Origin of the sequence: Streptomyces sp. NPDC052052 (genome assembly GCF_040680455.1) — a bacterium.
Lineage (GTDB): Bacteria > Actinomycetota > Actinomycetes > Streptomycetales > Streptomycetaceae > Streptomyces.
Window position 1 is genome coordinate 72,059 of the sequence record NZ_JBFAWU010000012.1, and the last position, 20,930, is coordinate 92,988.

The 20,930-nt window shown below is 71.7% G+C and carries 17 protein-coding genes; 9 read left to right on the top strand and 8 right to left on the bottom strand.

The window, feature by feature from the left end; all coding sequences use genetic code 11:
* The first annotated feature begins 172 nt into the window (after nt 1–172).
* Both AB0L71_RS16520 and AB0L71_RS16525 read left to right on the top strand, forming a co-directional pair.
* The gene (locus AB0L71_RS16520; RefSeq protein ID WP_365243073.1) at nt 173–643 is read left to right on the top strand and encodes a TrkA C-terminal domain-containing protein; all 471 of its coding nucleotides are present in this window, start codon (nt 173–175) and stop codon (nt 641–643) included.
* A gap of 2 nt (nt 644–645) precedes the next feature.
* Nucleotides 646–1,893 carry a cation:proton antiporter gene (locus AB0L71_RS16525; RefSeq protein ID WP_365243075.1) on the top strand — a complete coding sequence of 416 codons (1,248 nt, stop codon included), beginning with the start codon at nt 646–648 and terminating at the stop codon, nt 1,891–1,893.
* A gap of 42 nt (nt 1,894–1,935) precedes the next feature.
* On the opposite strand, the gene AB0L71_RS16530 is transcribed toward AB0L71_RS16525, so the two are convergent.
* Nucleotides 1,936–2,883 carry a M56 family metallopeptidase gene (locus tag AB0L71_RS16530; RefSeq protein WP_365243077.1) on the bottom strand — a complete coding sequence of 316 codons (948 nt, stop codon included), beginning with the start codon at nt 2,881–2,883 and terminating at the stop codon, nt 1,936–1,938.
* Between the two features lie 7 nt (nt 2,884–2,890).
* Nucleotides 2,891–3,370: a BlaI/MecI/CopY family transcriptional regulator gene (locus AB0L71_RS16535; RefSeq protein WP_365243322.1), complete on the bottom strand. Its 480-nt coding sequence runs from the start codon at nt 3,368–3,370 to the stop codon at nt 2,891–2,893.
* A gap of 157 nt (nt 3,371–3,527) precedes the next feature.
* Between AB0L71_RS16535 and AB0L71_RS16540 the strand changes: the two genes are divergently transcribed.
* A complete protein-coding gene (locus AB0L71_RS16540; RefSeq protein WP_365243079.1) occupies nt 3,528–3,983 on the top strand; it encodes a TerB family tellurite resistance protein in 456 nt (151 codons plus the stop codon).
* Nucleotides 3,984–4,158: 175 nt separating this feature from the next.
* Here the strand turns inward: AB0L71_RS16540 and AB0L71_RS16545 are convergent, their stop codons facing one another.
* Nucleotides 4,159–5,229: a helix-turn-helix domain-containing protein gene (locus tag AB0L71_RS16545; RefSeq protein ID WP_365243081.1), complete on the bottom strand. Its 1,071-nt coding sequence runs from the start codon at nt 5,227–5,229 to the stop codon at nt 4,159–4,161.
* A 282-nt stretch (nt 5,230–5,511) separates the two neighbouring features.
* Between AB0L71_RS16545 and AB0L71_RS16550 the strand changes: the two genes are divergently transcribed.
* From AB0L71_RS16550 to AB0L71_RS16565, 4 genes are all read left to right on the top strand, one after another.
* Entirely contained in the window at nt 5,512–6,162 is a 651-nt protein-coding gene (locus AB0L71_RS16550; protein WP_365243083.1) for a hypothetical protein, read from the top strand.
* Nucleotides 6,163–6,296: 134 nt separating this feature from the next.
* Nucleotides 6,297–8,435, top strand: a complete 2,139-nt coding sequence (locus tag AB0L71_RS16555) for a flotillin family protein (protein WP_365243085.1) — start codon at nt 6,297–6,299, stop codon at nt 8,433–8,435.
* A 102-nt stretch (nt 8,436–8,537) separates the two neighbouring features.
* Nucleotides 8,538–13,610: a DNA repair ATPase gene (locus tag AB0L71_RS16560; protein ID WP_365243087.1), complete on the top strand. Its 5,073-nt coding sequence runs from the start codon at nt 8,538–8,540 to the stop codon at nt 13,608–13,610.
* Between the two features lie 38 nt (nt 13,611–13,648).
* Nucleotides 13,649–15,631 (top strand): NAD-binding protein, encoded by a 1,983-nt coding sequence (locus AB0L71_RS16565; protein ID WP_365243089.1) that lies wholly within the window; start codon nt 13,649–13,651, stop codon nt 15,629–15,631.
* A gap of 29 nt (nt 15,632–15,660) precedes the next feature.
* On the opposite strand, the gene trpS is transcribed toward AB0L71_RS16565, so the two are convergent.
* On the bottom strand, nt 15,661–16,749 hold the full coding sequence (gene trpS, locus AB0L71_RS16570) for a tryptophan--tRNA ligase (protein ID WP_365243091.1): 1,089 nt from the start codon (nt 16,747–16,749) through the stop codon (nt 15,661–15,663).
* 184 nt (nt 16,750–16,933) lie between these two features.
* On the opposite strand from trpS, the gene AB0L71_RS16575 reads away from it, so the two are divergent.
* Nucleotides 16,934–17,242 (top strand): Scr1 family TA system antitoxin-like transcriptional regulator, encoded by a 309-nt coding sequence (locus AB0L71_RS16575; RefSeq protein WP_365243093.1) that lies wholly within the window; start codon nt 16,934–16,936, stop codon nt 17,240–17,242.
* On the top strand, nt 17,239–17,460 hold the full coding sequence (locus AB0L71_RS16580) for a DUF397 domain-containing protein (RefSeq protein ID WP_365243095.1): 222 nt from the start codon (nt 17,239–17,241) through the stop codon (nt 17,458–17,460). The genes AB0L71_RS16575 and AB0L71_RS16580 overlap by 4 nt, the downstream gene beginning before the upstream one ends.
* Before the next feature lie 146 nt (nt 17,461–17,606).
* Here AB0L71_RS16580 and AB0L71_RS16585 read toward each other — a convergent pair whose 3' ends face one another.
* The 4 genes from AB0L71_RS16585 to AB0L71_RS16600 all read right to left on the bottom strand — a co-directional run bounded on the left by AB0L71_RS16585 (nt 17,607) and on the right by AB0L71_RS16600 (nt 20,899).
* Nucleotides 17,607–18,389, bottom strand: a complete 783-nt coding sequence (locus AB0L71_RS16585) for an ABC transporter permease (RefSeq protein WP_365243097.1) — start codon at nt 18,387–18,389, stop codon at nt 17,607–17,609.
* On the bottom strand, nt 18,386–19,378 hold the full coding sequence (locus AB0L71_RS16590; protein WP_365243099.1) for an ATP-binding cassette domain-containing protein: 993 nt from the start codon (nt 19,376–19,378) through the stop codon (nt 18,386–18,388). The genes AB0L71_RS16585 and AB0L71_RS16590 overlap by 4 nt, the downstream gene beginning before the upstream one ends.
* A gap of 77 nt (nt 19,379–19,455) precedes the next feature.
* Nucleotides 19,456–20,298, bottom strand: a complete 843-nt coding sequence (locus AB0L71_RS16595) for a DUF4097 family beta strand repeat-containing protein (RefSeq protein WP_365243101.1) — start codon at nt 20,296–20,298, stop codon at nt 19,456–19,458.
* A gap of 82 nt (nt 20,299–20,380) precedes the next feature.
* Nucleotides 20,381–20,899, bottom strand: a complete 519-nt coding sequence (locus tag AB0L71_RS16600; protein ID WP_365243103.1) for a hypothetical protein — start codon at nt 20,897–20,899, stop codon at nt 20,381–20,383.
* Nucleotides 20,900–20,930 lie beyond the last annotated feature (31 nt).

Genomic DNA, 20,930 nt, shown 5'->3' on the forward strand with positions numbered 1-20,930 from the left:
CCCGCGCTCCTGCACCACGGCACGTGCTGGACGAACCGGGGTGGCCCCGGCATCCTGCCCCTCGGGCTTCCGCTGCCCCACGGAGGCGGCGGAAGCCTCCGGATAAGGTAATGCGCAGCTAAAGAGCTGACCAAGTACGTCGACGCGCCGCCGTACCTCTCGGGAGGAAGCCATGGGAACGCACCGCACCACACTGCCCGGAGTCGGCGTGCAGTACGACTACACGACGGAGTCCGGACAGCACATCTCCGTCGTCGTCCACCACGACGGACGGCGGTTCATCGGCTTCTACGACCAGGACGACCCTGATTCGTGCCGTCTCTCCGTACCTCTGACACCCCAAGAGGCCACCGGACTCGCGCACCTCATCGACTCCGCGCCCATCGACGCGGTACGGACCGAGGGCATCGACCTCGTCACCGAGCACATCCCGCTGGGCACCCGCTCCCCCTACGGCGGCCGACTGCTCGGGGACACCCGGGCGCGGACCCGGACGGGGGCCTCGATCGTGGCCGTGCTGCGGACACACAGCGCGCATCCGTCGCCCGGACCGGACTTCCGGCTGGCCATCGGGGACACGCTCGTCGCCGTGGGTACGCGCGAGGGCGTCGACGCCCTCGCCGAGATCATTGCGGAGGGCTGACCGTGCACGACACGACCGCACTGCTGGTGGAGCTCGGCTCCGTCATCCTGGGCCTCGGCATCATCGGCCGGTTCGCCGGACGCATAGGCCTCTCCCCGATCCCGCTGTATCTGCTCGCCGGCCTCTGCTTCGGGGACGGCGGACTGCTGCCCCTGGGAGCCAGTGAGGAATTCACCGCCGTCGGCGCCGAGATCGGCGTCATCCTCCTGCTGCTCCTGCTCGGTCTGGAGTACAGCGCATCGGAGCTGGTGACCAGCCTCAAGACGCAGTACCCGTCCGGCGCTGTGGACTTCGTACTCAACGCGACCCCCGGAGCGGTGGCGGCGCTGCTGCTCGGCTGGGGGCCCGTGGGAGCCGTGGCGCTGGCCGGGGTCACCTGGATCTCGTCGTCCGGGGTGATCGCGAAGGTGCTCACCGACCTGGGCCGGCTGGGCAACCGGGAGACACCCGTCATCCTCGGTGTCCTGGTCATCGAGGATCTGTCGATGGCCGTGTACCTGCCGCTGCTCACCGCGATGCTCGCGGGCGTGGGCCTGGCCGGGGGCAGCATCGCGCTGCTCATCGCGCTCGGCACCGTCGGCCTCGTGCTCTACCTGGCGCTGCGGCACGGACGGACGATCAGCCGGGCGGTGTCCTCCGACAATCCCGAGATGCTTCTCCTGGTCGTGCTCGGACTGACCGTCCTGGTGGCCGGGGTGGCCCAGGAGTTGCAGGTCTCCGCGGCCGTCGGGGCGTTCCTGGTCGGGATCGCGCTCTCGGGCGAGGTCGCCGAGGGGGCGCGCAAGCTGCTGACGCCGCTGCGGGACCTCTTCGCCGCCGTCTTCTTCGTGTTCTTCGGACTCTCCACCGATCCCGCGGAGATTCCGCCGGTGCTGCTTCCGGCGGCGCTGCTGGCCGTCGTCACCGTCCTCACCAAGATCGGCACCGGCTGGTACGCGGCCCGGCGGGCCGGAATCGGTTCGAACGGCCGCTGGCGGGCCGGCGGCACGCTCGTCGCCCGCGGTGAGTTCTCCATCGTCATCGCCGGTCTGGCGGTGGCGACCGAGCCCCGCATCGGGCCCATCGCCACCGCGTACGTCCTCATCCTCGTCATCGTCGGACCGCTCACCGCACGCTGGACCCAGCCGGTCGTGGCCAGGATCCAGGCATGGCGGCGCCGCGGAGGCGACGGCGGGGCGAAGGACGGACGCGTTCCCGCGGCCCGTCCGGCGCCGGCCACGCAGGAGGAGTTCGCCGCCTCCGGCGACTGAGGCCGGAGGCCGAGGCGGCCGGGGCGGCCCTCTCCTCACGGCTCACAGCGGGGTCGCCGCGTGCAGGATCCGTACCAGCGACACCGTCGCGTTGAGCGACGAGAGCGCCGAGAGGGCCGTGCCGGCCGCCGCGACAAGGGCCGCCAGGGAGACATGGGCGGACGACGGGGGCCAGAGCCGGGCCGTCGGGACCGGGGAGAGCAGTGCCGCCACCCGGCGCGGTACGGGGCCCGCCTCGGAGGCGAAGGCCGCGACTCCGGCCGCGGCATCCGGCACCCCGTGCGAATGGAGCGCCGCCTTGCCGACCGCGACCGCCACCACCCTGCGGTCGCCGACGACGCGGGCGGCCTCCTCGTCCGCCCACCGTTCGGTGCTGAAGGCCACGGCCGTACGCAGCGGCAGCAGGAGCGGGTTGGCGCACGCCGCGAGCTGGACGGCCAGCAGGAAGAGGTGGTGGCGGGCGGTCAGATGGGCCCGCTCGTGGGCGATCAGGGCCCGGCGCTCACGGGCATCCAGGCACCGGGCCATCGCGGTCGAGACGACGACCCGGCCCGGCCGGCCGGGCAGCGCATAGGCGTACGGCACCGCGTCCGGGAGCACGGCGACACCGTCCGGGCCGGCCGGGGCCGCGGCGGGCAGGGCGCGGCCGGCCCGGACCCGCAGCCGCACATGGCGGTACACCGTCCATCCGCACGCCCCGAGCACCGCCGCCAGCACCCCGATCGCGACGACGCCCGCCCGGACCTCGTACGGCACCGCGTCCCGCACCGCCGGGTCCGACCAGCTGTCCGGCAGCGGGTTGCCCGGGAGCTGGGCCGTTCCGACCACCATCAGCAGGGCCAGACAGAGCGTGCTGCACAGGGCGAGCAGCACGCCGACGACCGCGAGCAGCCTGGTGGCGCTGCGGGGGTGCAGATGCTGTTCGGCGAGGCGCGCGATCGGCAGCGCGGTCAGCGGCAGCACCAGCGGCAGGCAGACGAAGACACCCATCGGACCGCTATCGGCCTTCCGTGTCAGGGGGGTTGTCCGGATCGTCCGGGGCGGTGGCACGGGCCAGCAGCGCGCGCAGCCGTTCCTCGTCACCGGGGGACAGGGCCGAGACGAAGTGGGCGAGGACGGCCTCCCGGTCGCGTTCGCCGTCCAGTACGCGACGCATCCGCAGGGCCGCGAGACCGGCCTCGTCGGAAGCGGACGTCCAGGTGTAGGAGCGGCCCTCGCGGGACCGGGTCACGGCGTTCTTGGCGTAGAGCCGGGAGAGGATCGTGATGACGGTGGTGTACGCGAGATCGCCGTCGAGGTGTTCCTGCACCCAGCCGGCCGTCGCGGGGCGACCCGCCGACCGCAGGACGGCGAGAACCTGGGCCTCCAGTTCGCCCTGCCCCCGTCTGCGCAGCCGCTCCCCCGCGGGATGAGCGGTGCCGGGCACTTTCCGGTGGGCCGGTTCGTTGTCCGGGTGACCGGGCCTGGCCGGGTCCATCTGGGGTCCGCCCTTCTGCGACACCGCGTCAGCCGCGGAACGCAGCATCCTACTGAGTGATGTATCCGGGACAGCACGGGCAGCCCTGATGCTAACTTCTACACGTCTGTAGAGTCGGAACCCGTTCCGGCAACACAACGCGAATTATGGAGAGTTCATGGCACTGTGGGATCGGATCAAGGAATCCGCTTCGTCGATGCAGTCGCAGCTGGAAGCGAAGAAGAACGATCTGAAGAGCGGCGCGTTCCGTGACGCGAGCATGGCCATGTGCGCTCTGGTGGCGGCCGCCGACGGCTCCGTCGACCCGTCCGAACGCCAGCGTGTCGCCGCGCTGATCGCCTCCAACGACGTCCTGCAGAACTTCCCGGCGGACGATCTCCAGCGCCGCTTCAACGACTACGTCAACAAGCTCACCGCCGACTTCGCCTTCGGCAAGGTCAGCATCCTCCAGGAGATCGGCAAGGCGAAGAAGAAGCCGGCCGAGGCGCGTGCCGTCATCCAGATCGGCATCGTGATCGGTGGTGCCGACGGCGACTTCGACAAGTCGGAGCAGGCCGTCGTGCGGGAGGCGTGCTTCGCGCTCGACCTCCCGCCCCACGAGTTCGACCTCTGATACCGGGACCGGCTCCGCCCGGTCCCCGGCCCCCTGTACCGCCGGAACGCACGCGGGTCGACTGACCACGGCCCGTGTCCGGCAGGCCGGGAGTGCGCTACTCCCCCGATGCGCACCCCCGGCCACTTCTTCCCAGGACCCCGCCCCCAGGGCGGGGTCCTCGGCGTCGGCCGGGTCACAGTTCCTTGGCCGGCCAGTCCAGCAGCCGGGCGCCGATGACCGCCGTCTGCAGGGTGTAGCGGTGCATCGGGTCGGACGGATCGGCCCCGGTCAACTGATGTATCCGTTCCAGCCGGTACGTCAGCGCCCGCACGCTGAGCGCCAGTCGGCGGGCCGTCTCGGCCGCCACACAGCCCGCGTCGAAGTAGACGCTGAGCGTCTCCAGGAGGGGTTCGGCACCGCCCCGTGCCTTCCGCAGCGGGCCCAGCTGGCTGCGCACCAGATCGGCCATCGCCTGCCGGTCCCGGGTCAGTACCGGATAGACCAGTAGGTCGGTGGCGTACAGCACCGGATCGTCCAGGCCGATCCGTTTGGCGAGGTCGAGTGCTTCCAGCGCCTCGTCGTACGAATGGACCACGCCCCCGGGGCCGGGGTGCGCGCGGCCGATCGCGACCTGGCCGCCGTCCGTCGCGGCATGGGCCTGCTTGGCGAAATGCCGCAGGACGTCGGGCTGGCCGGCCGGGGCCACGCAGACCAGCCGCCCGTCCTTCGTCGTGATCAGGATCTTCCGTCCGCTGAAGCGCGCGAGCAGCGCCGACTCCACCGTGCGGGGCACGGAGTCGGTCTCCGTGTACGCCTCCGGGCCCGTTGCCACCGCGACCGCGTGGGCACGCGACAGACGCAGCCCGAACCGGGTGGCCCGCTCGGCGAGCCGGCCCAGATCGCTGCGTCCGTACAGCAGGTCGTCGATGAACTCGCGGCGCGCCGCCTCCTCGCGCCGCACCGTCAGCCGCTGGGCCCGCTCGAACCCCTCGGCGAAGGCGTCGACGGCCTGCTCGATCGCGGCCAGTACGGAGTCGGCGGTGGCGGCGTCGGTGGACGCGCTCTGCGGCCAGGAGGTGCGGGTCGCCGCGAGGTGGAGGCCGACGAGGGCGCGCAGCTGGTACCCGTCCTCCGCGGCCTGCCGACCCAGCTGCCGACGGGTGTCCAGTTCATCCCGTGTCAACCGGCGCCCGGTGGCGGCCACTTCGGCCAGGATGCGGGCACAGTCGCCCAGATACTTGTCGGGAATCTCCAGCTCCGCCACACCCACTCCTCACATCCTGACGCGGTTTCGACACTCGTCCAACGCATGACGGCCGATGCCGGTGCCCGGCAATCCGAACGTGCGAAGACTGCCGGAGTCCGGCAGTGCGATACAGAGCCCCACCGTGACACGATCCCGTCAGCACGAACGGGGGATACGGGGGAACGGGGGATACGGGGGAAGACCCGCGCCGCTGCGGCACCGCACCTTGCGGTACCGCGGCAGTGCGGGTCACCACCGCGCCACCCACACCTCCGGTACGGACATGAGGAGGTGGATCCGGTGGATGAGTTCCTGGAGGCGGCAACCGCCTTTCCCACGGTCCTCTTCGGTGCGGCGCTCGTGGTCGTCGTCTTCTTCTGGCTCCTGGTACTGGCCGGTGCGGCCGACCACCATTCCTTCGACGGGGACCTCGACACCGGGATGGCCGGGTTCGGTGGAGTACCGGTCACCGTCTCGGTGTCCGTGATGGTCGCCGTCGGCTGGTTCACCAGCCTGGTCGGCACCTCCCTGCTGCACCGCGGCGAGGTCACCGGGATGACGCGGGCCGGACTCGCCCTGGCCGACTTCGCCGGGGCGCTGCTGATCGCCTGGGCTGTGATGCGACTGCTGGCGCACTGGATGCGCCGCCGTTTCGCGGACCAGCCACCTCCGTCACGACAGGACTTCCTCGGCCAGATCTGCACGATCCGCACCGGTTCCGTCAGCGCCGACTTCGGCCAGGCCGAGGTCGCGGCGGCCGACGGTTCCACCGCCATCGTCCAGGTCAGGCTGCTCGGTCCGGCGGACGGCGCGGTGCTCACCTCGGGCAGTACCGGGCTTCTGTACGCGTACGAGGACCAGGGCGAGTTCTTCTGGGTCTCGCCGTACGACAGCGCGCTCGATCCGGGACGACCGAAACCGGGCACGGGCCCGCTGCCGGGTTCCCGCTAGCGCCGCGCAGGGGTACCCGCCGCTCCGGCCTGCCCGACCATCCCGCCCGTCGCAGCCGCAGGCCACCGATTCGGTCCGGCTCTCCGGGCGGACCTTTGACCTCTTCACCTTCCTCACCAGCCGCAAGGACTGTCATGGATGCCATCACCCTGGGCTTCGCGGTGCTCGTCGCCGTCGTCCTGCTCATCGCCGTCGCCCTGCTCCTCGTCATCAGCCGGCTCTTCCGCAAGGTGGAGCAGGGCAACGCGTTGATCATCTCCAAGACCAAGAAGGTCGATGTCACCTTCACCGGCGCCGTCGTCCTGCCGGTGCTGCACAAGGCCGAGTACATGGACATCTCGGTGAAGACCATCGAGATCCGCCGCACCGGGCGCGAGGGCCTGATCTGCCAGGACAACATCCGCGCCGACATCCACATCACCTTCTTCGTACGCGTCAACAAGACCGTCGAGGACGTCATCAAGGTGGCCCAGTCCATCGGCACGGAGCGAGCCAGCGACAAGGCGGCGATCCAGGAGTTCTTCGCCGCGAAGTTCGCCGAGGCGCTCAAGACCGTCGGCAAGCAGCTGGACTTCGTCGACCTGTACACCAAGCGCGAGGAGTTCCGGGACCGGATCATTCGGGTCATCGGCACGGACCTGAACGGCTACCACCTCGACGACGCGGCGATCGACTTCCTCGAGCAGACGCCGATGACGCAGCTCGACGGCGCCAACATCCTGGACGCCCAGGGCATCCGCAAGATCACCGAGCTGACGGCGATCGAGCACGTCCGCACCAACGAGTTCCAGCGCACCGAGCAGAAGGAGATCACCCGGCAGAACGTCGACGCCCGCGAGACCATCCTGGAGCTGGAGCGCCGGCAGTCCGAGGCCGAGATCAAGCAGCGCCGCGAGGTCGAGACGCTGCGGGCCCGCGAGGAGGCCGCGACCGCCCGGGTCCAGGAGGAGGAACGGCTCAGCGCCCAGGCCGCGTTCATCCGCACCGAGGAGCAGCTCGGCATCCAGCGCGAGAACCAGGCCCGGGAGATCGCCGTCGCGCAGAAGAACCGTGAGCGGGTCATCGCCGTGGAGAACGAGCGCATCGAGAAGGACCGGCTGATCGAGGTCATCGGGCGCGAGCGGCAGACCGAACTCGACCGGATCGCCGCGACGAAGGACGTCGAGACGGAGCGCCGCGAGGTCGCCGACGTGATCCGGGAGCGGATCGCCGTGGACCGCACGGTCGCCGAGCAGGAGGAGTCCATCAAGACGCTGCGGGCCGTCGAGGAGTCCGAGCGCAACCGCCGGGCAGTCATCATCGCCGCCGAGGCGGAGGCCCAGGAGAAGCTGGTCAAGGACATCAAGGCGGCGGAGGCCGCGGAGGCGGCGGCCACCCACCGGGCGACGGAGCAGCTGACCCTCGCCGAGGCCCGGCTGAAGACCGCGGACCTGGACGCCCGGGCGAAGCTGCGGCTGGCCGAGGGCATCCAGGCGGAGTCCGCGGCGCCCGGTCTCGCCGAGGTCCAGGTCCGGGACGCCGAGGCGGCCGTCATCGAGAAGACCGGTCTCGCCGAGGCCGAGGCCACGGCGGCCCGGCTCAAGTCCGAGGCGGAGGGGTCCAGGCTCAAGGCGCTCGCGGCGGCGGAGGGCACCCAGGCCCAGGCGGCGGCGGACGCGGCGATGATCGGCGAGAAGCTGAAGGCGGAGGCCGCCGGGCTCACCGAGAAGGCCGCCGCGATGGCGGCGCTGGACGACGCCTCGCGCGGGCACGAGGAGTACCGGCTGCGGCTGGCGGCGGAGAAGGAGATCCGGCTGGCCGGACTCGATGTGCAGCGGCAGGTCGCCGAGGCGCAGGCGACGGTGCTGGCCACCGGGCTGGAGAATGCCGACATCGACATCGTCGGCGGGGAGTCGGCCTTCTTCGACCGGATCGTGCAGTCCATCTCGATGGGCAAGGGCTTCGACGGGTTCGTGGAGAACTCGGACACGGTGAAGGCGCTCGCCGGACCGTGGCTGAACGGCACGTCGTCGTTCACGGACGATCTGACCCGGATGCTGGGATCGGTGTCGACGGGCGACGTGAAGAACCTGACGGTGTCGGCCCTGCTGATGCGGATGATGAAGGAACCGGGAACCGGGGCCGCGCAGGGTCAGCTGCAGCAACTGCTCAGCGCAGCCCAGCAGCTGGGCCTGGCGGACGCGCTGGTCTCCCTGCCGGCGGGGGCGGAGGCGGGCACCGGCCCGGACGCCTCCGGTATGCCCGCCTCACGGAACGGCTCGTCGGCGGCCTAGGACCGACCGACGACCACCGGACGGGGCACGTGGTTCATCCCCGTGCCCCGTCCGGCGGCCGGACAGCACCGCACCCGCACCCTCGTAGAAAGAGCCGTACGGATGGACACCGAGACCACGACCGCACCGGCCACCGGCGGCCCGGTGGACGCGGGGACGTACGACGTGCTGCGGCGCCGGCTCACCGACCGGGCCAGCGACCTCGCGGACCGCGCCACGGCGCTCAACGCACGGCGCACCGAGGAGTTCGGGTCGACCGGACTCCAGCTCATCGGCACCGAACAGGTCCGCACCCGCCAGGCCTCCGTCCCCCGCGACCTGGTGGCCGTCGGCGACCGGATCCTCTTCGGCTTCGAACGCGGCCCGGGGGCGGCCGATGCGGCCGAGGTGCCGGATGTCCTGGCCCTGTACGGACCCGAGTTGACCGCGCCGGACCACCAGGGCCTGCTCGACGACCCGGACTTCGTCCGCGAGTTCACCGCCCTGCACCGCTACTACCGCGACGCCCGCCTCCTGAGGCTGCGCCGGGTGGACGGCCGGCTGCTCGCGGTGTTCCGGACCGGCGAGCACGCCGACGGCCTCCGGGTCCTGCGCTGGGCGCTCGCCCCGGACGGTTCGCCCGGCGCCTTCCTCGACGCGCGCGGCGACCGCGACCACGTCCTCCCGCCGTCGCACGACTTCAGCTGGACCGTGGCGGGCCGCGAGTGCCACGTCCCCGGCCGGCACCCGCACATCGCGGTGGGCGGGGACGCGGACGGCACCGGCGCCGTCCTCTTCGTCGACACGCTCGGCGGCACCCTCACCATCAAGACGGTCAACGACACCGGCACCCCCGACGGGATCTACCAGGAGCCGGTCGCCGAGCCCCTCCAGTCCCTCGCCGACGCGGAGGTCGAGCATGCCGTGATCGGGCCGCTGGTCCTGCTGCGGGTCCGCCCGTACAACGAGGAGTCCTGGCGGTACCTGGTCTTCAACACCCTGCTCGGCACGGTGCTGCGTCTGGACCTCATCGGACCCGCCTGCCACCGGCTCCCCGAGGACCAGGGAATCATCTTTCCCGGCGGCTACTACCTCACCACCGGAACCGCCAAGACCTTCGATGTCGCCGAGCCGCTCACCGAGCCGGTCTTCGAGGGCGCCGTCCACTCCCCGAACGGCGAGGACGTCCTCTACGTCTTCCGCTCCCCCGACGACGGACGCAGCCTGCTGCTGCCCTACAACCTGATCCGGCAGGAGGTCGCCACCCCGCTCCAGGGCCGTGGCCACGCCCTGCTCGACGACGGCACCCTCGTCCTGCTGCGGGGTTCCGCCACGGGTGACGAACCGGCCCGGGTCCACCCGTTGCAGCGCTGGCGGACCCCGTTCGTCTCCGAGACCCATGCCGCCTCCCGGCCCGCCCAGGACGGCCCGCTCGCCCGGGTCGGCAACGCCGATCTGGTGCGCGGGATCTCCGACTGCCTCGCGCTCGCCCACAGCGCGGCCCGGACGACCCCGACCGCCGCCGTGTACGCGCAGCTGGTCGCGGACTGCACCCGCGCCACCGACCGCTACCACTGGCTGACCGCTCCCGAACTCGGCTCACTGGCCGAGCCTTTGGCCGAGCTGCGGGACACCGCCCGGCAGGTCCTCACCGAGTTCGAGACGGTGCGGGAGCTGACCCACCAGGCCACCGAGGCGCTCGACCAGGCGGCCGAGCGGATCACCGCGCTCGTCCGCCGCATCCGCGGCGAGGCCCCGCGCTCGGCCACCGAATGGGTCACCCGGCTCACCGAACTCGGCCGGGCGCAGGGCCAGGTGGCGGCCCTGGCCGACCTGCGGTACGCGGACGCCGAACGGATCGCCGAGCTGGCCGCCACCACGGCCGAGGCCCTCGACGCGGCCGGCCGGCGCGCGGTCGCGTTCCTCGGCCGGGACGACGCCTTCGCCGACCACCACGAGGAGCTGGACCGGCTGGCCGCCAAGGTGTCCGAGCTGACCACGGTCGCGGACGCCTCGGCGCTCGGCGACCGGCTGACGGAGATGACGGACGGCCTCGGCACGGTCACCGAGGTCGTCGCCGGGCTCGACATCGGTGACGCGACCGTCCGTACCTCGGTCCTGGAGCGGATCGCCGAGGTGCTCGGCGGGGTCAACCGGGCCCGCGCCGCACTCGACGCCCGCCGCCGCGAGCTCCTCGACCACGAGGGCCGCGCCGAGTTCGCCGCCGAGTTCGCCCTCCTCGGGCAGGCCGTCACGGGGGCGCTGGCCGCGGCGGACACCCCGGACGCCTGCGACGAGCAACTGGCCGGTCTGCTGCTGCGGCTGGAGAACCTGGAGTCGCGGTTCGCCGAGTACGACGACTTCCTCGCCGAGCTGGCCGAGCGGCGGACAGAGGTGTACGAGGCGTTCTCGGCCCGCAAGCAGACCCTGCAGGACGCCCGCGCCCGGCGCGCCCAGCGGCTGACGGACTCGGCGGCCCGGGTCCTGGCGACGGTCTCCCGGCGGCTGGCCGCCCTGCCCGACCTGGAGGCCGTCCACACGTACTTCGCCTCCGACCCGATGGTCGCCAAGGTCCGCCGCACCGCGGACGAACTGCGCGAACTCGGTGACCCGGTGCACGCCCAGGAGCTGGACGGGCAGTTGCTGGCCGCCCGCCAGGAGGCCGGGCGGGCCCTGCGCGACCGCGGTGAGCTGTACGCGGACGGCGGTGCGACGATCCGGCTGGGCCGGCACCGGTTCGCCGTGAACACCCAGCCCTTCGATCTGACGCTCGTCCCGCACGGCGACGGGCTCGCGTTCGCCCTCACCGGCACGGACTACCGGGCACCGGTCACCGACCCGGCCTTCGAGGCGGCCCGCCCGTACTGGGACCGGACGCTGCCCTCGGAGTCCGCACAGGTGTACCGCGCCGAGCATCTGGCGGCCCGGCTCCTGGACGAACACGGCGCCGACTCCCTCGGCGCCCTGAGCCCGGACGAACTCGCCGACCTGGTACGGAAATCCGCGGCGTCCGCGTACGACGAGGGCCACCAGCGCGGGGTCCACGACGAGGACGCCACCCTCGTCCTCACCGCCCTGCTGCGGCTGCACACCGGGGCCGGTCTGCTGCGCTTCCCGCCCGAGGTCCGGGCGGCGGCACAGATCTTCTGGGCCCACACGGCGGACGAGGCCCTGCGCACCTCCTGGACCCTGCGGGCGGTGTCGCTGGCCCGCGCCCGTGAGACGTTCCGCCTCGCCCCGGCCATCGACTCTCTCCAGGAGGAGTGGGCGGCCACCGTCCGGGGCGCCGGTGCGCTGGGCGAGTGCCACGGCTCCGGCTCCGGATCCCCGGCCGACGTCCCCCGGGCCGATGTCTCCCGTGCCGTCGCCGCGTACCTCTTCGAGGAGCTGACCAGCGGCCCGGCCGGATTCGTCACGAGCGCCACCGCCCGTACCTTCCTGGACAAGTTCCGCCGGGCGACCGGCTCTTCGGCGTACGACGAGGACCTCGCCGCGCTCCGGGACGACCTGCCGGCCCGGCTCCAGCTGGTCGAGGGCTGGCTGGGCTCGTACGCCGCCGCGAGCGGCACCCCCGTCGACGCCGGCGACCTGGCGGAGGCAGTCGCTGTGGAGCTGTGCCCCGAGCCGGTCCTCGACCGGTACGAGTGCGACGCACCGCTCACCACGACCGTGGACGGCCTGCTCGGCACCCATCCGCGCGTCGACCGGGGCCGGCTGCCCGTCCGCCTCGACGAACTCCTCACCCGCACCGACGACTTCCGCACCACCTCGGTGCCCGGCTTCCGCGCCTACCAGCGGCTGCGCGGCGGGCTCGTGACCGCCGAGCGGACCCGGCTGCGGCTGGACGACCACCGGCCGCGCGTCATGTCGGCGTTCGTCCGCAACCGGCTCCTGGACGAGGTGTACCTGCCGCTGATCGGCGACAGCCTCGCCAAACAGCTCGGCACCGCCGACGACGGCCGGCGCACCGACTCGCAGGGCCTGCTGCTGCTCGTGTCGCCGCCCGGCTACGGCAAGACGACGCTCATGGAGTACGTCGCCGACCGGCTCGGCCTGGTCCTGGTCAAGGTCAGCGGACCGAACCTCGGCCACGACGTGACCTCACTGGATCCGGCACAGGCACGTACCGCGACCGCCCGACAGGAGATCGAGAAGATCAACTTCGCGTTGGAGGCGGGCAACAACACGCTCCTGTACCTCGACGACATCCAGCACACCTCCCCCGAACTGCTCCAGAAGTTCATCCCGCTCTGCGACGCCACCCGCCGTATCGAGGGGGTCCGGGACGGCGAACCCCGCAGCTACGACCTGCGGGGCAAGCGGTTCGCGGTGTGCATGGCGGGCAATCCGTACACCGAGTCCGGGGCCCGGTTCCGTGTCCCCGACATGCTCGCCAACCGGGCCGACGTATGGAACCTCGGTGAGGTGCTGAGCGGTCGCGAGGACGTCTTCGCGCTGAGCTTCGTGGAGAACGCACTGACCGCCAACCCGGTGCTCGCCCCGCTCGCCGGGCGCTCCCGCGAGGACCTCGCCCGGTTCCTGCTGCTGGCCTCCGGCACGGCCCCTTCCGCAGGCTCTCCCATCGGTACGAGCAGCGGCCAAGCCCCCCTCACCGCGCCCGAACGGTTCGACCACCCGTACGCACCCGCCGAGGCGGACCGCATCGTCTCCGTCCTGCGCCACCTGCTCGCGGCCCGGGAAACGGTGCTGGCCGTGAACGCCGCGTACATCGCCTCGGCCGCGCAGACGGACACCACACGCACCGAACCGCCGTTCCGGCTGCAGGGCTCGTACCGCAACATGAACAAGATCGCCGAACGGATCGTGCCCGTGATGAACGAGGCGGAGCTGTCCGCCGTCATCGACGACCACTACGCGGGCGAGGCACAGACCCTGACTTCGGACGCGGAGTCCAATCTGCTGAAGCTCGCCGCACTGCGCGGCAGGCTCACCGCCGAGCAGTCCGCTCGCTGGTCCGCGATCACCGCCTCCTACGTCCGCCACCGGGCCCTGGGAGGTCCGGACGAGGACCCCCTCACCAAGGCCGTCGCCGCACTGGGGCTGCTCGCGGACCGGATCGCGGCCATCGAGTCGGCGATCGTCCGCATCGCGGACCCGCGCCATCTGCTCACCGGCCCGGACCGGACACCCCGGCACGCGGCACCACGCAGCACGAAAACGGACGGAGATCACTGACCGGCGTGAACGGCTCGAACATCGGAGGTGGACCAGGCATGCTGGGTTTCGTGTCCCCACTCCCGCAGCAGCCCCAACGCCCCGTCCTCAGCGGCCACATGGTCGTCTGCGGTGACGACGCACTCGCCCAACGACTGGCGGTGGAACTGCGGTACGTCTACGGGGAGCGGGTCACCCTGCTGCTTCCGCCGGGACGCGACCCGCGCCGACCTGAGCTGCCGACGACCCAACGCGGCCGTGCGGCCACGCTGTTCGGGCGCATGTCGGCGGCGATGAACCGCAATCTGGGCTACGGCACGGGCTCCGACACCGACACCAACGCCGGTGTCGAGGCGGTGCGCATCCTGGAGGCCGCGGAACCCTCCGACGAGGCGTTCGAGGAGGCGGGGGTCGAGTCGGCCGCCGCCCTGGCGCTGGTCTACGACGACGACGAGCGCAACATCCGGGCCGCCCTGACGGCGCGCCGCCTCAACCCACGGGTCCGGCTCGTCATCCGGCTCTACAACCGCAAGCTGGGCCAGCACCTGGAGACGCTGCTCGACCAGGCCGCCGCCGTCGCCGTGCCCGACCTCGACCCGACCGCACTGGACACCTCCACCACCGTCCTCTCCGACGCCGACACCGCGGCCCCGGCCCTCGCGGCGACCGCCGTCATCGGCTCCAGCAAGGTCATCCAGGCCGAGGGCCTGATGCTGCGCGCCGTCGAGCGCACCCCGCCCGAGGACGGCCGAACCGCCGCCCCCGGCCTGTGCACCCTGGCCCTGCTGTCCTCCACCACCCACGACCCGGCAGGCACCGAAGGCTCCGACAGCAGCGGCGCCGAAGGCCCCCAACTCCTGCCCGACGAAGGGCAGGTGGCCGCCGCCACGGGCCGCGGCACGGTCGTCCTGGAGACGGTCAGCCGGGCGGACCCGGCCGGCCCGCCGCCCCGGATGGGCGGCCGCAGCGCACCGCTCAGCCAGTTCTTCTCCCGGCGACTGCGGTGGTCGGCCCTCGGCGTCGGCCTGGCCGTCGTGGGCCTCGCCGTCGCGTCCTGGCGCACCACCGGTGACGACCCGCTGCACGCCGCCTATCTGACCCTGCTCGACCTGTTCGCCATGGGTGACCCCGCGATCGGCGACCCGACCGCCCGCCAGGTCATCCAACTCCTCTCCGGAGTCGCCGGGTTGATGCTGCTCCCGCTGCTCGTGGCAGGCGTGCTGGAGGCCTTCGGATCGCTCCGTACCGCCTCGTCCCTGCGCCGCCCGCCCCGCGGCCTGTCCGGTCATGTGGTGCTGCTCGGCCTCGGCAAGATCGGTACCCGGGTCCTCGTCCGGCTCCGCGAGCTCGACATCCCCGTGGTGTGCGTGGAGGACGACCCGGACGCGCGCGGCATCCCCGTGGCACGGCGGCTGCACGTACCGGTGGTCGTCGGCGACGTCACCCAGGAGGGGGTGCTGGAGGCGGCGAAGATCCAGCGCGCCCGCGCACTCCTCGCCCTGACCAGCATCGACACCACCAATCTGGAAGCCGCCCTGTACGCGCGCTCGGTCAAGCCGGACCTGCGCGTCGCCCTGCGCCTGTTCGACGACGAGTTCGCGACCGCCGTCTACCGCACCCTGCGCACCGCACACCCGCAGGCCCTGACCCGCTCCCGTTCCGTCTCCCACCTGGCCGCCCCGTCCTTCGCCGTCGCCATGATGGGGCGGCAGATCCTGGGCGCCATACCGGTCGAGCGGAAGGTGATGCTGTTCGCGGCCATCGAGGTCGCGGGCCACCCGCAGCTGGAGGGCCGCACCGTGGAGCAGGCGTTCCGGGCAGGCTCCTGGCGCGTCCTCGCCCTGGACGCCACCCCACCCGAGGACCGCCGCCCGGACCTGACCCCGGCCACCCCGGCCGCCCCGGACAGCCCCTCGGGCCTGGTCTGGGACCTGCACCCGGGCTACGTGCTGCGCCCCCAGGACCGCGTGGTGATCGCCGCGACCCGCCGCGGCCTGGCCGAACTCCTGCGCAGGCGGCGGGCGGTGGCGGTGCGGCCGTAGGCGGGGGCCGGGGCAGGAGACAGGTGCCGCTACAGCACGCCGCCCATCACGCTCCGCACCTCGTCCAGCGTGGCCTCGGCGATCTCGTTGGCGCGCTCGTTGCCGGCACGGAGTACCGACCGTACGTATGCCATGTCCCGCGCGTACTCGGCCCGCCGTGCCCGGATCGGCTCCATCCGGCTGTTGACGGCGTCGGTCACCGTCCGCTTGAGCGCCGCGGCACCCCCGTCGCCGATCTCCTCGGCCACGGTGTGCGGATCACGGTCCAGGCAGAGCGCGGCCAGCAGCACCAGCGAGGAGACCCCGGGCCGGGTCTCCGGTTCGTAGCTGATGTGCCGGTCGGCGTCCGTCTTCGCGCCCCTGATCAGCCGCGCCGTCTCGTCGGCGGTGGCGCCGAGCGCGATCGAATTGCCGCGGCTCTTGCTCATCTTGGTGCCGTCGGTGCCGAGCAGCAGCGGTGCGGCGGAGAGCAGCGCGTCCGGCTCGGGGAAGACCTTCCCGTACCGCTCGTTGAAGCGGCGGGCGACGGTCCGCGTCACTTCGAGGTGCGGCAGCTGGTCCTGTCCGACGGGGACGAGGTTGCCCTTGCAGAACAGGATGTCGGCGGCCTGGTGCACGGGATACGTGAACATCAGCCCGCTGACGGCGGACTGCCGGGAGTGCGCGATCTCGTCCTTGACGGTGGGGTTGCGGTTCAGCTCGGCGACGGAGACGAGGCTCAGGAAGGGCAGCATCAACTGGTTGAGCGCGGGCACCGCGCTGTGGTTGAAGATCGTCGAACGGGTCGGATCGATACCGATGGCCAGATAGTCAAGCAGCATGGCCTCCATGTGCTCGGTGAGCCGATCGGCGACGTCCCGGTCGGTGAGCACCTGGTAGTCGGCGATGATCACGAAGACGTCCACCCCGAGGTCCTGGAGCCGGACGCGGTTGTGGAGAGTGCCGAAGTAGTGCCCGAGGTGCAGCGGCCCGGTGGGCCGGTCCCCGGTCATCACCCGGAAACGGCCGGGGTGCTCCCGGATCTGCTGCTCCAGCTCGGCACTGCGGCGCCGGGCGGACGCGGCAGTGTCGGTGGGGGTGGTGGCGGTGGCTGATTCGATGGCGGATGCGGTGGTCATGGGTCCTGCTCCTCGCGTTGCTGGTTGCGTGGAGGACGGCCCGCCGGGATCGGCATCCGCACCTGTACGAGGGCAGAGAAAAGGGCCGTCCGATGCGAACGGCCCTGGTTCCGTGCAGAGAGAAAGGTGGCCGCTCCTAGGAGGAGCGCCACCAGTTTCGGCACGGTACGGAGGTCATGGGCCGATGGTAACGCGCCCCCGGCAGTCCGGCCACGGCCCCTGCCCCACGCCCCTCACCGCCCGGGCGCCAGTTCCGCCCACACCTCTGCACGCCGAGTTGCACCCCGGCATGGCGGGCGGCTTTGCGCTACTCGGATTCGGCCAACCAGGCCTCGATGTGGTTCTGCTCGAACACCTCGACAGCAGTCTCTATGTCGAGGAAGTCTCCGATGTGGAACGCTACACGGAGGCTTTCGAGCGCCTGACCGCCTCGGCCCTGTCGTTCGACCAGTCGTTGTCCCTCATCGCCAGCAAGAAGGAAGCCTGCACGTGAGAACGTCCATCGCGGACACCGCCACCGTCGACGTCGCATGGCACAAGTCGAGTCACAGCGGGGCCAACAGCGACTGCGTCGAAACCGGTCATCTGGCCGACTCCACTCTTGTCCGCGACAGCAAGGCTTCGCACGGCCCGGCCCTGGTCTTCACACCCTCCAGCTGGTCGACGTTCCTGGCCGAAGTGAAAGCAGGCGCACTCTCCACGAGTGCCTGACGCTCAACACCCGCTCCGCGTACCGCGAACCGGCGCCATCGTCGCGCCCGGGGACCGTAGGGGGCCGGCTCGGGAACGGCTGCTGCCGCCCAGTCCCTCGCCTGGGCGGCAGCAGCCGTGAAGCGTGAGGCCGAAGCCCCGGGCTCTCAGCGCCTGGTCGTGCTGTTGAACAGCGAGCGCGACCAGACGTAGCCGACCACGGTGATGCCCACGCACCAGGCGAGCGAGATCCAGCCGTTGTTGCCGATCGCGGTGCCGGAGAGCAGGCCGCGCAGGGTCTCGGTCATCGGGGTGAACGGCTGGTTCTCGGCGAACCAGCGCAGGCCCGGCGACATCGATTCGGCCGGTACGAACGCCGAGCCGAGGAACGGCAGGAACTGGACCAGCAGTGGCTTGTTGCTGGCCGACTCGACGGTCTTGGACATCAGGCCGAGCGCAGCCGACAGCCAGGTCACCGCGAACGCGATGGCCGTGAGGAAACCGGCGGCGGCCAGCCACTCCAACGGGCTCGCGTCCGAGCGGAAGCCGACGGCGAGGGCCACACCCACGACCAGGACGGCACACACCATGGTCTGGATGACGCTGCCGACGACATGTCCCGTCATGAACGAGGAGCGTGTGATGTTCATGGTGCGGAAGCGGTTGATGATGCCCTCGGTCATGTCGGAGCAGATCGCGATCGAGGTCGACATCGAGCCGGCGGCCACCCCCATGATGATGATGCCGGGCGTCAGATAGGTCAGATACGCGTCCCGGCCGCCACCCATACCGGCACCGATCGAGTCGCCGAAGGCGTACACGAACAGCAGCAGCATCAGGATCGGCGTCATGGCGCTGCCGAACCCCACGGCCGGGTAACGGATCGCGTGCTTGATGTTGCGCCGCAGCATCGTCATCGAGTCGTGCACGACATAGCCGAGGGTGCTCATCGCAGGGTCTCCTTGACGTGAAGCGGGGTGGCCGCGGTGCCGTTGCCGGTCAGGGCGAGGAACACGTCGTCCAGGTCGGGGGTGTGCACGGAGAAGTCGGCGGCCCGGATCCCGGCTCCGTCGAGGCGGTCGAGCAGGCCGCGCAGCGCGTCGAGCCCGCCGTCGCCCGCCACCCGCAGGGCGAGGTTCTCCTCGTCGCGGGCGGCGCCGGGGAACACCTCGACCGCACGCTCGTACTCGGCGGGGTCGGTGAACCGCAGCCGGACATGGCTGCCAGGAATCTGTGCCTTGAGCTCCTCGGCGGTGCCCTCGGCGACGATCCGGCCGCCGTCCAGCACAGCGATCCGGTCGGCCAACTGGTCGGCCTCCTCCAGGTACTGGGTGGTGAGGAAGACCGTGGTGCCGCCCGCGACCAGCGAGCGCACCATCTCCCACATGGTGCGGCGGCTGCGGGGATCGAGTCCGGTCGTCGGCTCGTCCAGGAAGATCACCTGCGGGTCGCCGACCAGCGTCATGGCGAGGTCGAGCCGGCGCCGCATGCCGCCGGAGAAGGTCGCGGCCCGCTTGTCCGCGACGTCCGCGATCTCGAAGCGTTCCAGTAACGCCCTGGCGCGGGAACGGCCTTGGCTTTTGCCGAGGCGCAACAGGTCGGCCATGAGGAGCAGGTTCTCCTCGGCGGTGAGCATGTCGTCGAGCGCGGCGAACTGCCCGGTGACACCGATCGCGGCACGGACCCGGTCCGGCGCCGTGGCGACGTCGTGGCCGGCCACCTGGGCCTGTCCGCCGTCGGCGGCGATGAGCGTGGACAGGATCTGCACGGTGGTGGTCTTGCCGGCGCCGTTGGGTCCGAGCAGTGCGAACACGGACCCGGCCGGGATGTGCAGATCGATGCCGTCGAGGACGGTCTTGTCGCCGTACGACTTGCGCAGGCCGGTGGTGGAGATGGCGGCGGACGGCTGCGAACCGTCACCGCGCCTGGATGTGGGCATGACAGATGAGCCCATGGGGCCCTCCCGTTCGAAGGGTGGAGCGACTGGGTGAATGGGTGAGTCTGCGGGGCCGGCGCTCAGGCCCGGGCGCGGCGGATGTCGATGTTGCCGTGCCGGGTGCGGGCGCGTACCTCGACGGTGTCCTCGGTCTCCCCGGGGGTCTCGGACGCACTGAGCGTGTTGCGCACCTGGCCGGAGCCCGAGCTGACATCGAGCCAGGCGGCCGTACCCTCGCGGATGCCGACTTCGATGGCGCCGTAGGAGGTCTCCAACTGGACGGCCCCACGGGCCACTTCGCCTACACGCAGGGCCCCGTGGGCAGTGGTGGCGGTGACCGAGCCCTCGGCGCGCGCGATGTCGATGACGCCGATGGCGCCGTTCACTCGCAGGTCCCCGGTCACGGTGCTGACGCTCGTGGCGCCGTGCGAGTTCTTCAGGACGGCGGGGCCGTCGACGGTGCCGACGCGCAGGTCGCCGGAGCTGGTGGTGATCTCGGCCGCACCCTCGACCCGGTCGACGGTGATCGAGCCGTGGGACGCGGCCAGTCGGAGCGGCCCGGTCGTGTCGAGGCGGACGTCACCGACCGAGCTCTTCACCCGGGCCTCGCCGAGCCGGCCCTCGCCGAGCACCTGGACCCAGGAGCCGGTCACGTCGATGCGCGAGCCCGTGGGCAGGTCGACCGTCACATCGACGGCGCCGCTGGGTCCGATGAGGAGACGCTCCTTCGTCCTGACGGTCAGGACGCCGCTCGCGTACGTGACCTCGGTCTGCTCGGCCGCCCGCACGTCCTTGCTGCGCTTCGCGTTGCCGGGCCGCACCTCGACAAGGGTGTCGAGGCGGTCGCTTGCGGTGAACCGGATGGATCCGGCGCCCACGTGGGCGTCGACCGAAATCGCTTCGGGGGTGTCGAAAGAAGGCATGGCTGTCCCGTCCTCTTGGGTCTTCCGGGCGTCCCCGCTGGTGGGACGTGGTGTGGGTGAAGTGGAGCGGGCGCGGGCGCGGTCAGCGCACCCAGCCCGTGAAGCTCTGTCCGATGGTGTGGGTCTTCTCCGTCGTACGCGGCCGGGTGCCGCCGTCGACCGCGGCCGACACGGCCCGGACCAGCCAGGCGTTGACCGACAGGCCCTCGCGGTTCGCGGCCTCTTCGGCGCGGACCTTGAGGTGGGCGGGCAGCCGCAGATTGATGCGGGCGGTGCCGCCCTCGTCGCCGTCGGCGGGCGACTGGGCCTTGAGCGGTTCGGCGGGCGCAACCGGCACCTCCGCGGGGGCGCCGCCGGCGGGCGGCGGTGTCACCACGAAGTCGGGGTCGAGACCGCGCAGCCGTACATCGACCGAGCCGGGGGCGAGCTCGCGGGTGATCTCGTCCATCGCGGCGGAGAGCACATGGAGCATGGTCAGACGGGTCGCCGACTCCAGAGGAGCGGTGAGCCGCTCGGCCAGCTCGCGGGCGTCCTCCCCGCCGGCTTCGGCGGCCACCGCAAGTTCGCGGCGGAGGGTGTCGACATACGGGGTGAGATCCATGACGTCATCATGGCATCACGATGGCACCACA

Bases quoted from the DNA above. Each gene is read 5' to 3' on its own strand.
- AB0L71_RS16520 (WP_365243073.1), top strand. From the start codon at position 173: ATGGGAACGCACCGCACCACACTGCCCGGAGTCGGCGTGCAGTACGAC.
- AB0L71_RS16530 (WP_365243077.1), bottom strand. From the start codon at position 2,883: ATGGGTGTCTTCGTCTGCCTGCCGCTGGTGCTGCCGCTGACCGCGCTG.
- AB0L71_RS16535 (WP_365243322.1), bottom strand. From the start codon at position 3,370: ATGGACCCGGCCAGGCCCGGTCACCCGGACAACGAACCGGCCCACCGG.
- AB0L71_RS16540 (WP_365243079.1), top strand. From the start codon at position 3,528: ATGGCACTGTGGGATCGGATCAAGGAATCCGCTTCGTCGATGCAGTCG.
- AB0L71_RS16555 (WP_365243085.1), top strand. From the start codon at position 6,297: ATGGATGCCATCACCCTGGGCTTCGCGGTGCTCGTCGCCGTCGTCCTG.
- AB0L71_RS16560 (WP_365243087.1), top strand. From the start codon at position 8,538: ATGGACACCGAGACCACGACCGCACCGGCCACCGGCGGCCCGGTGGAC.
- AB0L71_RS16565 (WP_365243089.1), top strand. From the start codon at position 13,649: ATGCTGGGTTTCGTGTCCCCACTCCCGCAGCAGCCCCAACGCCCCGTC.
- trpS (WP_365243091.1), bottom strand. From the start codon at position 16,749: ATGACCACCGCATCCGCCATCGAATCAGCCACCGCCACCACCCCCACC.
- AB0L71_RS16575 (WP_365243093.1), top strand. From the start codon at position 16,934: ATGGTAACGCGCCCCCGGCAGTCCGGCCACGGCCCCTGCCCCACGCCC.
- AB0L71_RS16585 (WP_365243097.1), bottom strand. From the start codon at position 18,389: ATGAGCACCCTCGGCTATGTCGTGCACGACTCGATGACGATGCTGCGG.
- AB0L71_RS16590 (WP_365243099.1), bottom strand. From the start codon at position 19,378: ATGCCCACATCCAGGCGCGGTGACGGTTCGCAGCCGTCCGCCGCCATC.
- AB0L71_RS16595 (WP_365243101.1), bottom strand. From the start codon at position 20,298: ATGCCTTCTTTCGACACCCCCGAAGCGATTTCGGTCGACGCCCACGTG.
- AB0L71_RS16600 (WP_365243103.1), bottom strand. From the start codon at position 20,899: ATGGATCTCACCCCGTATGTCGACACCCTCCGCCGCGAACTTGCGGTG.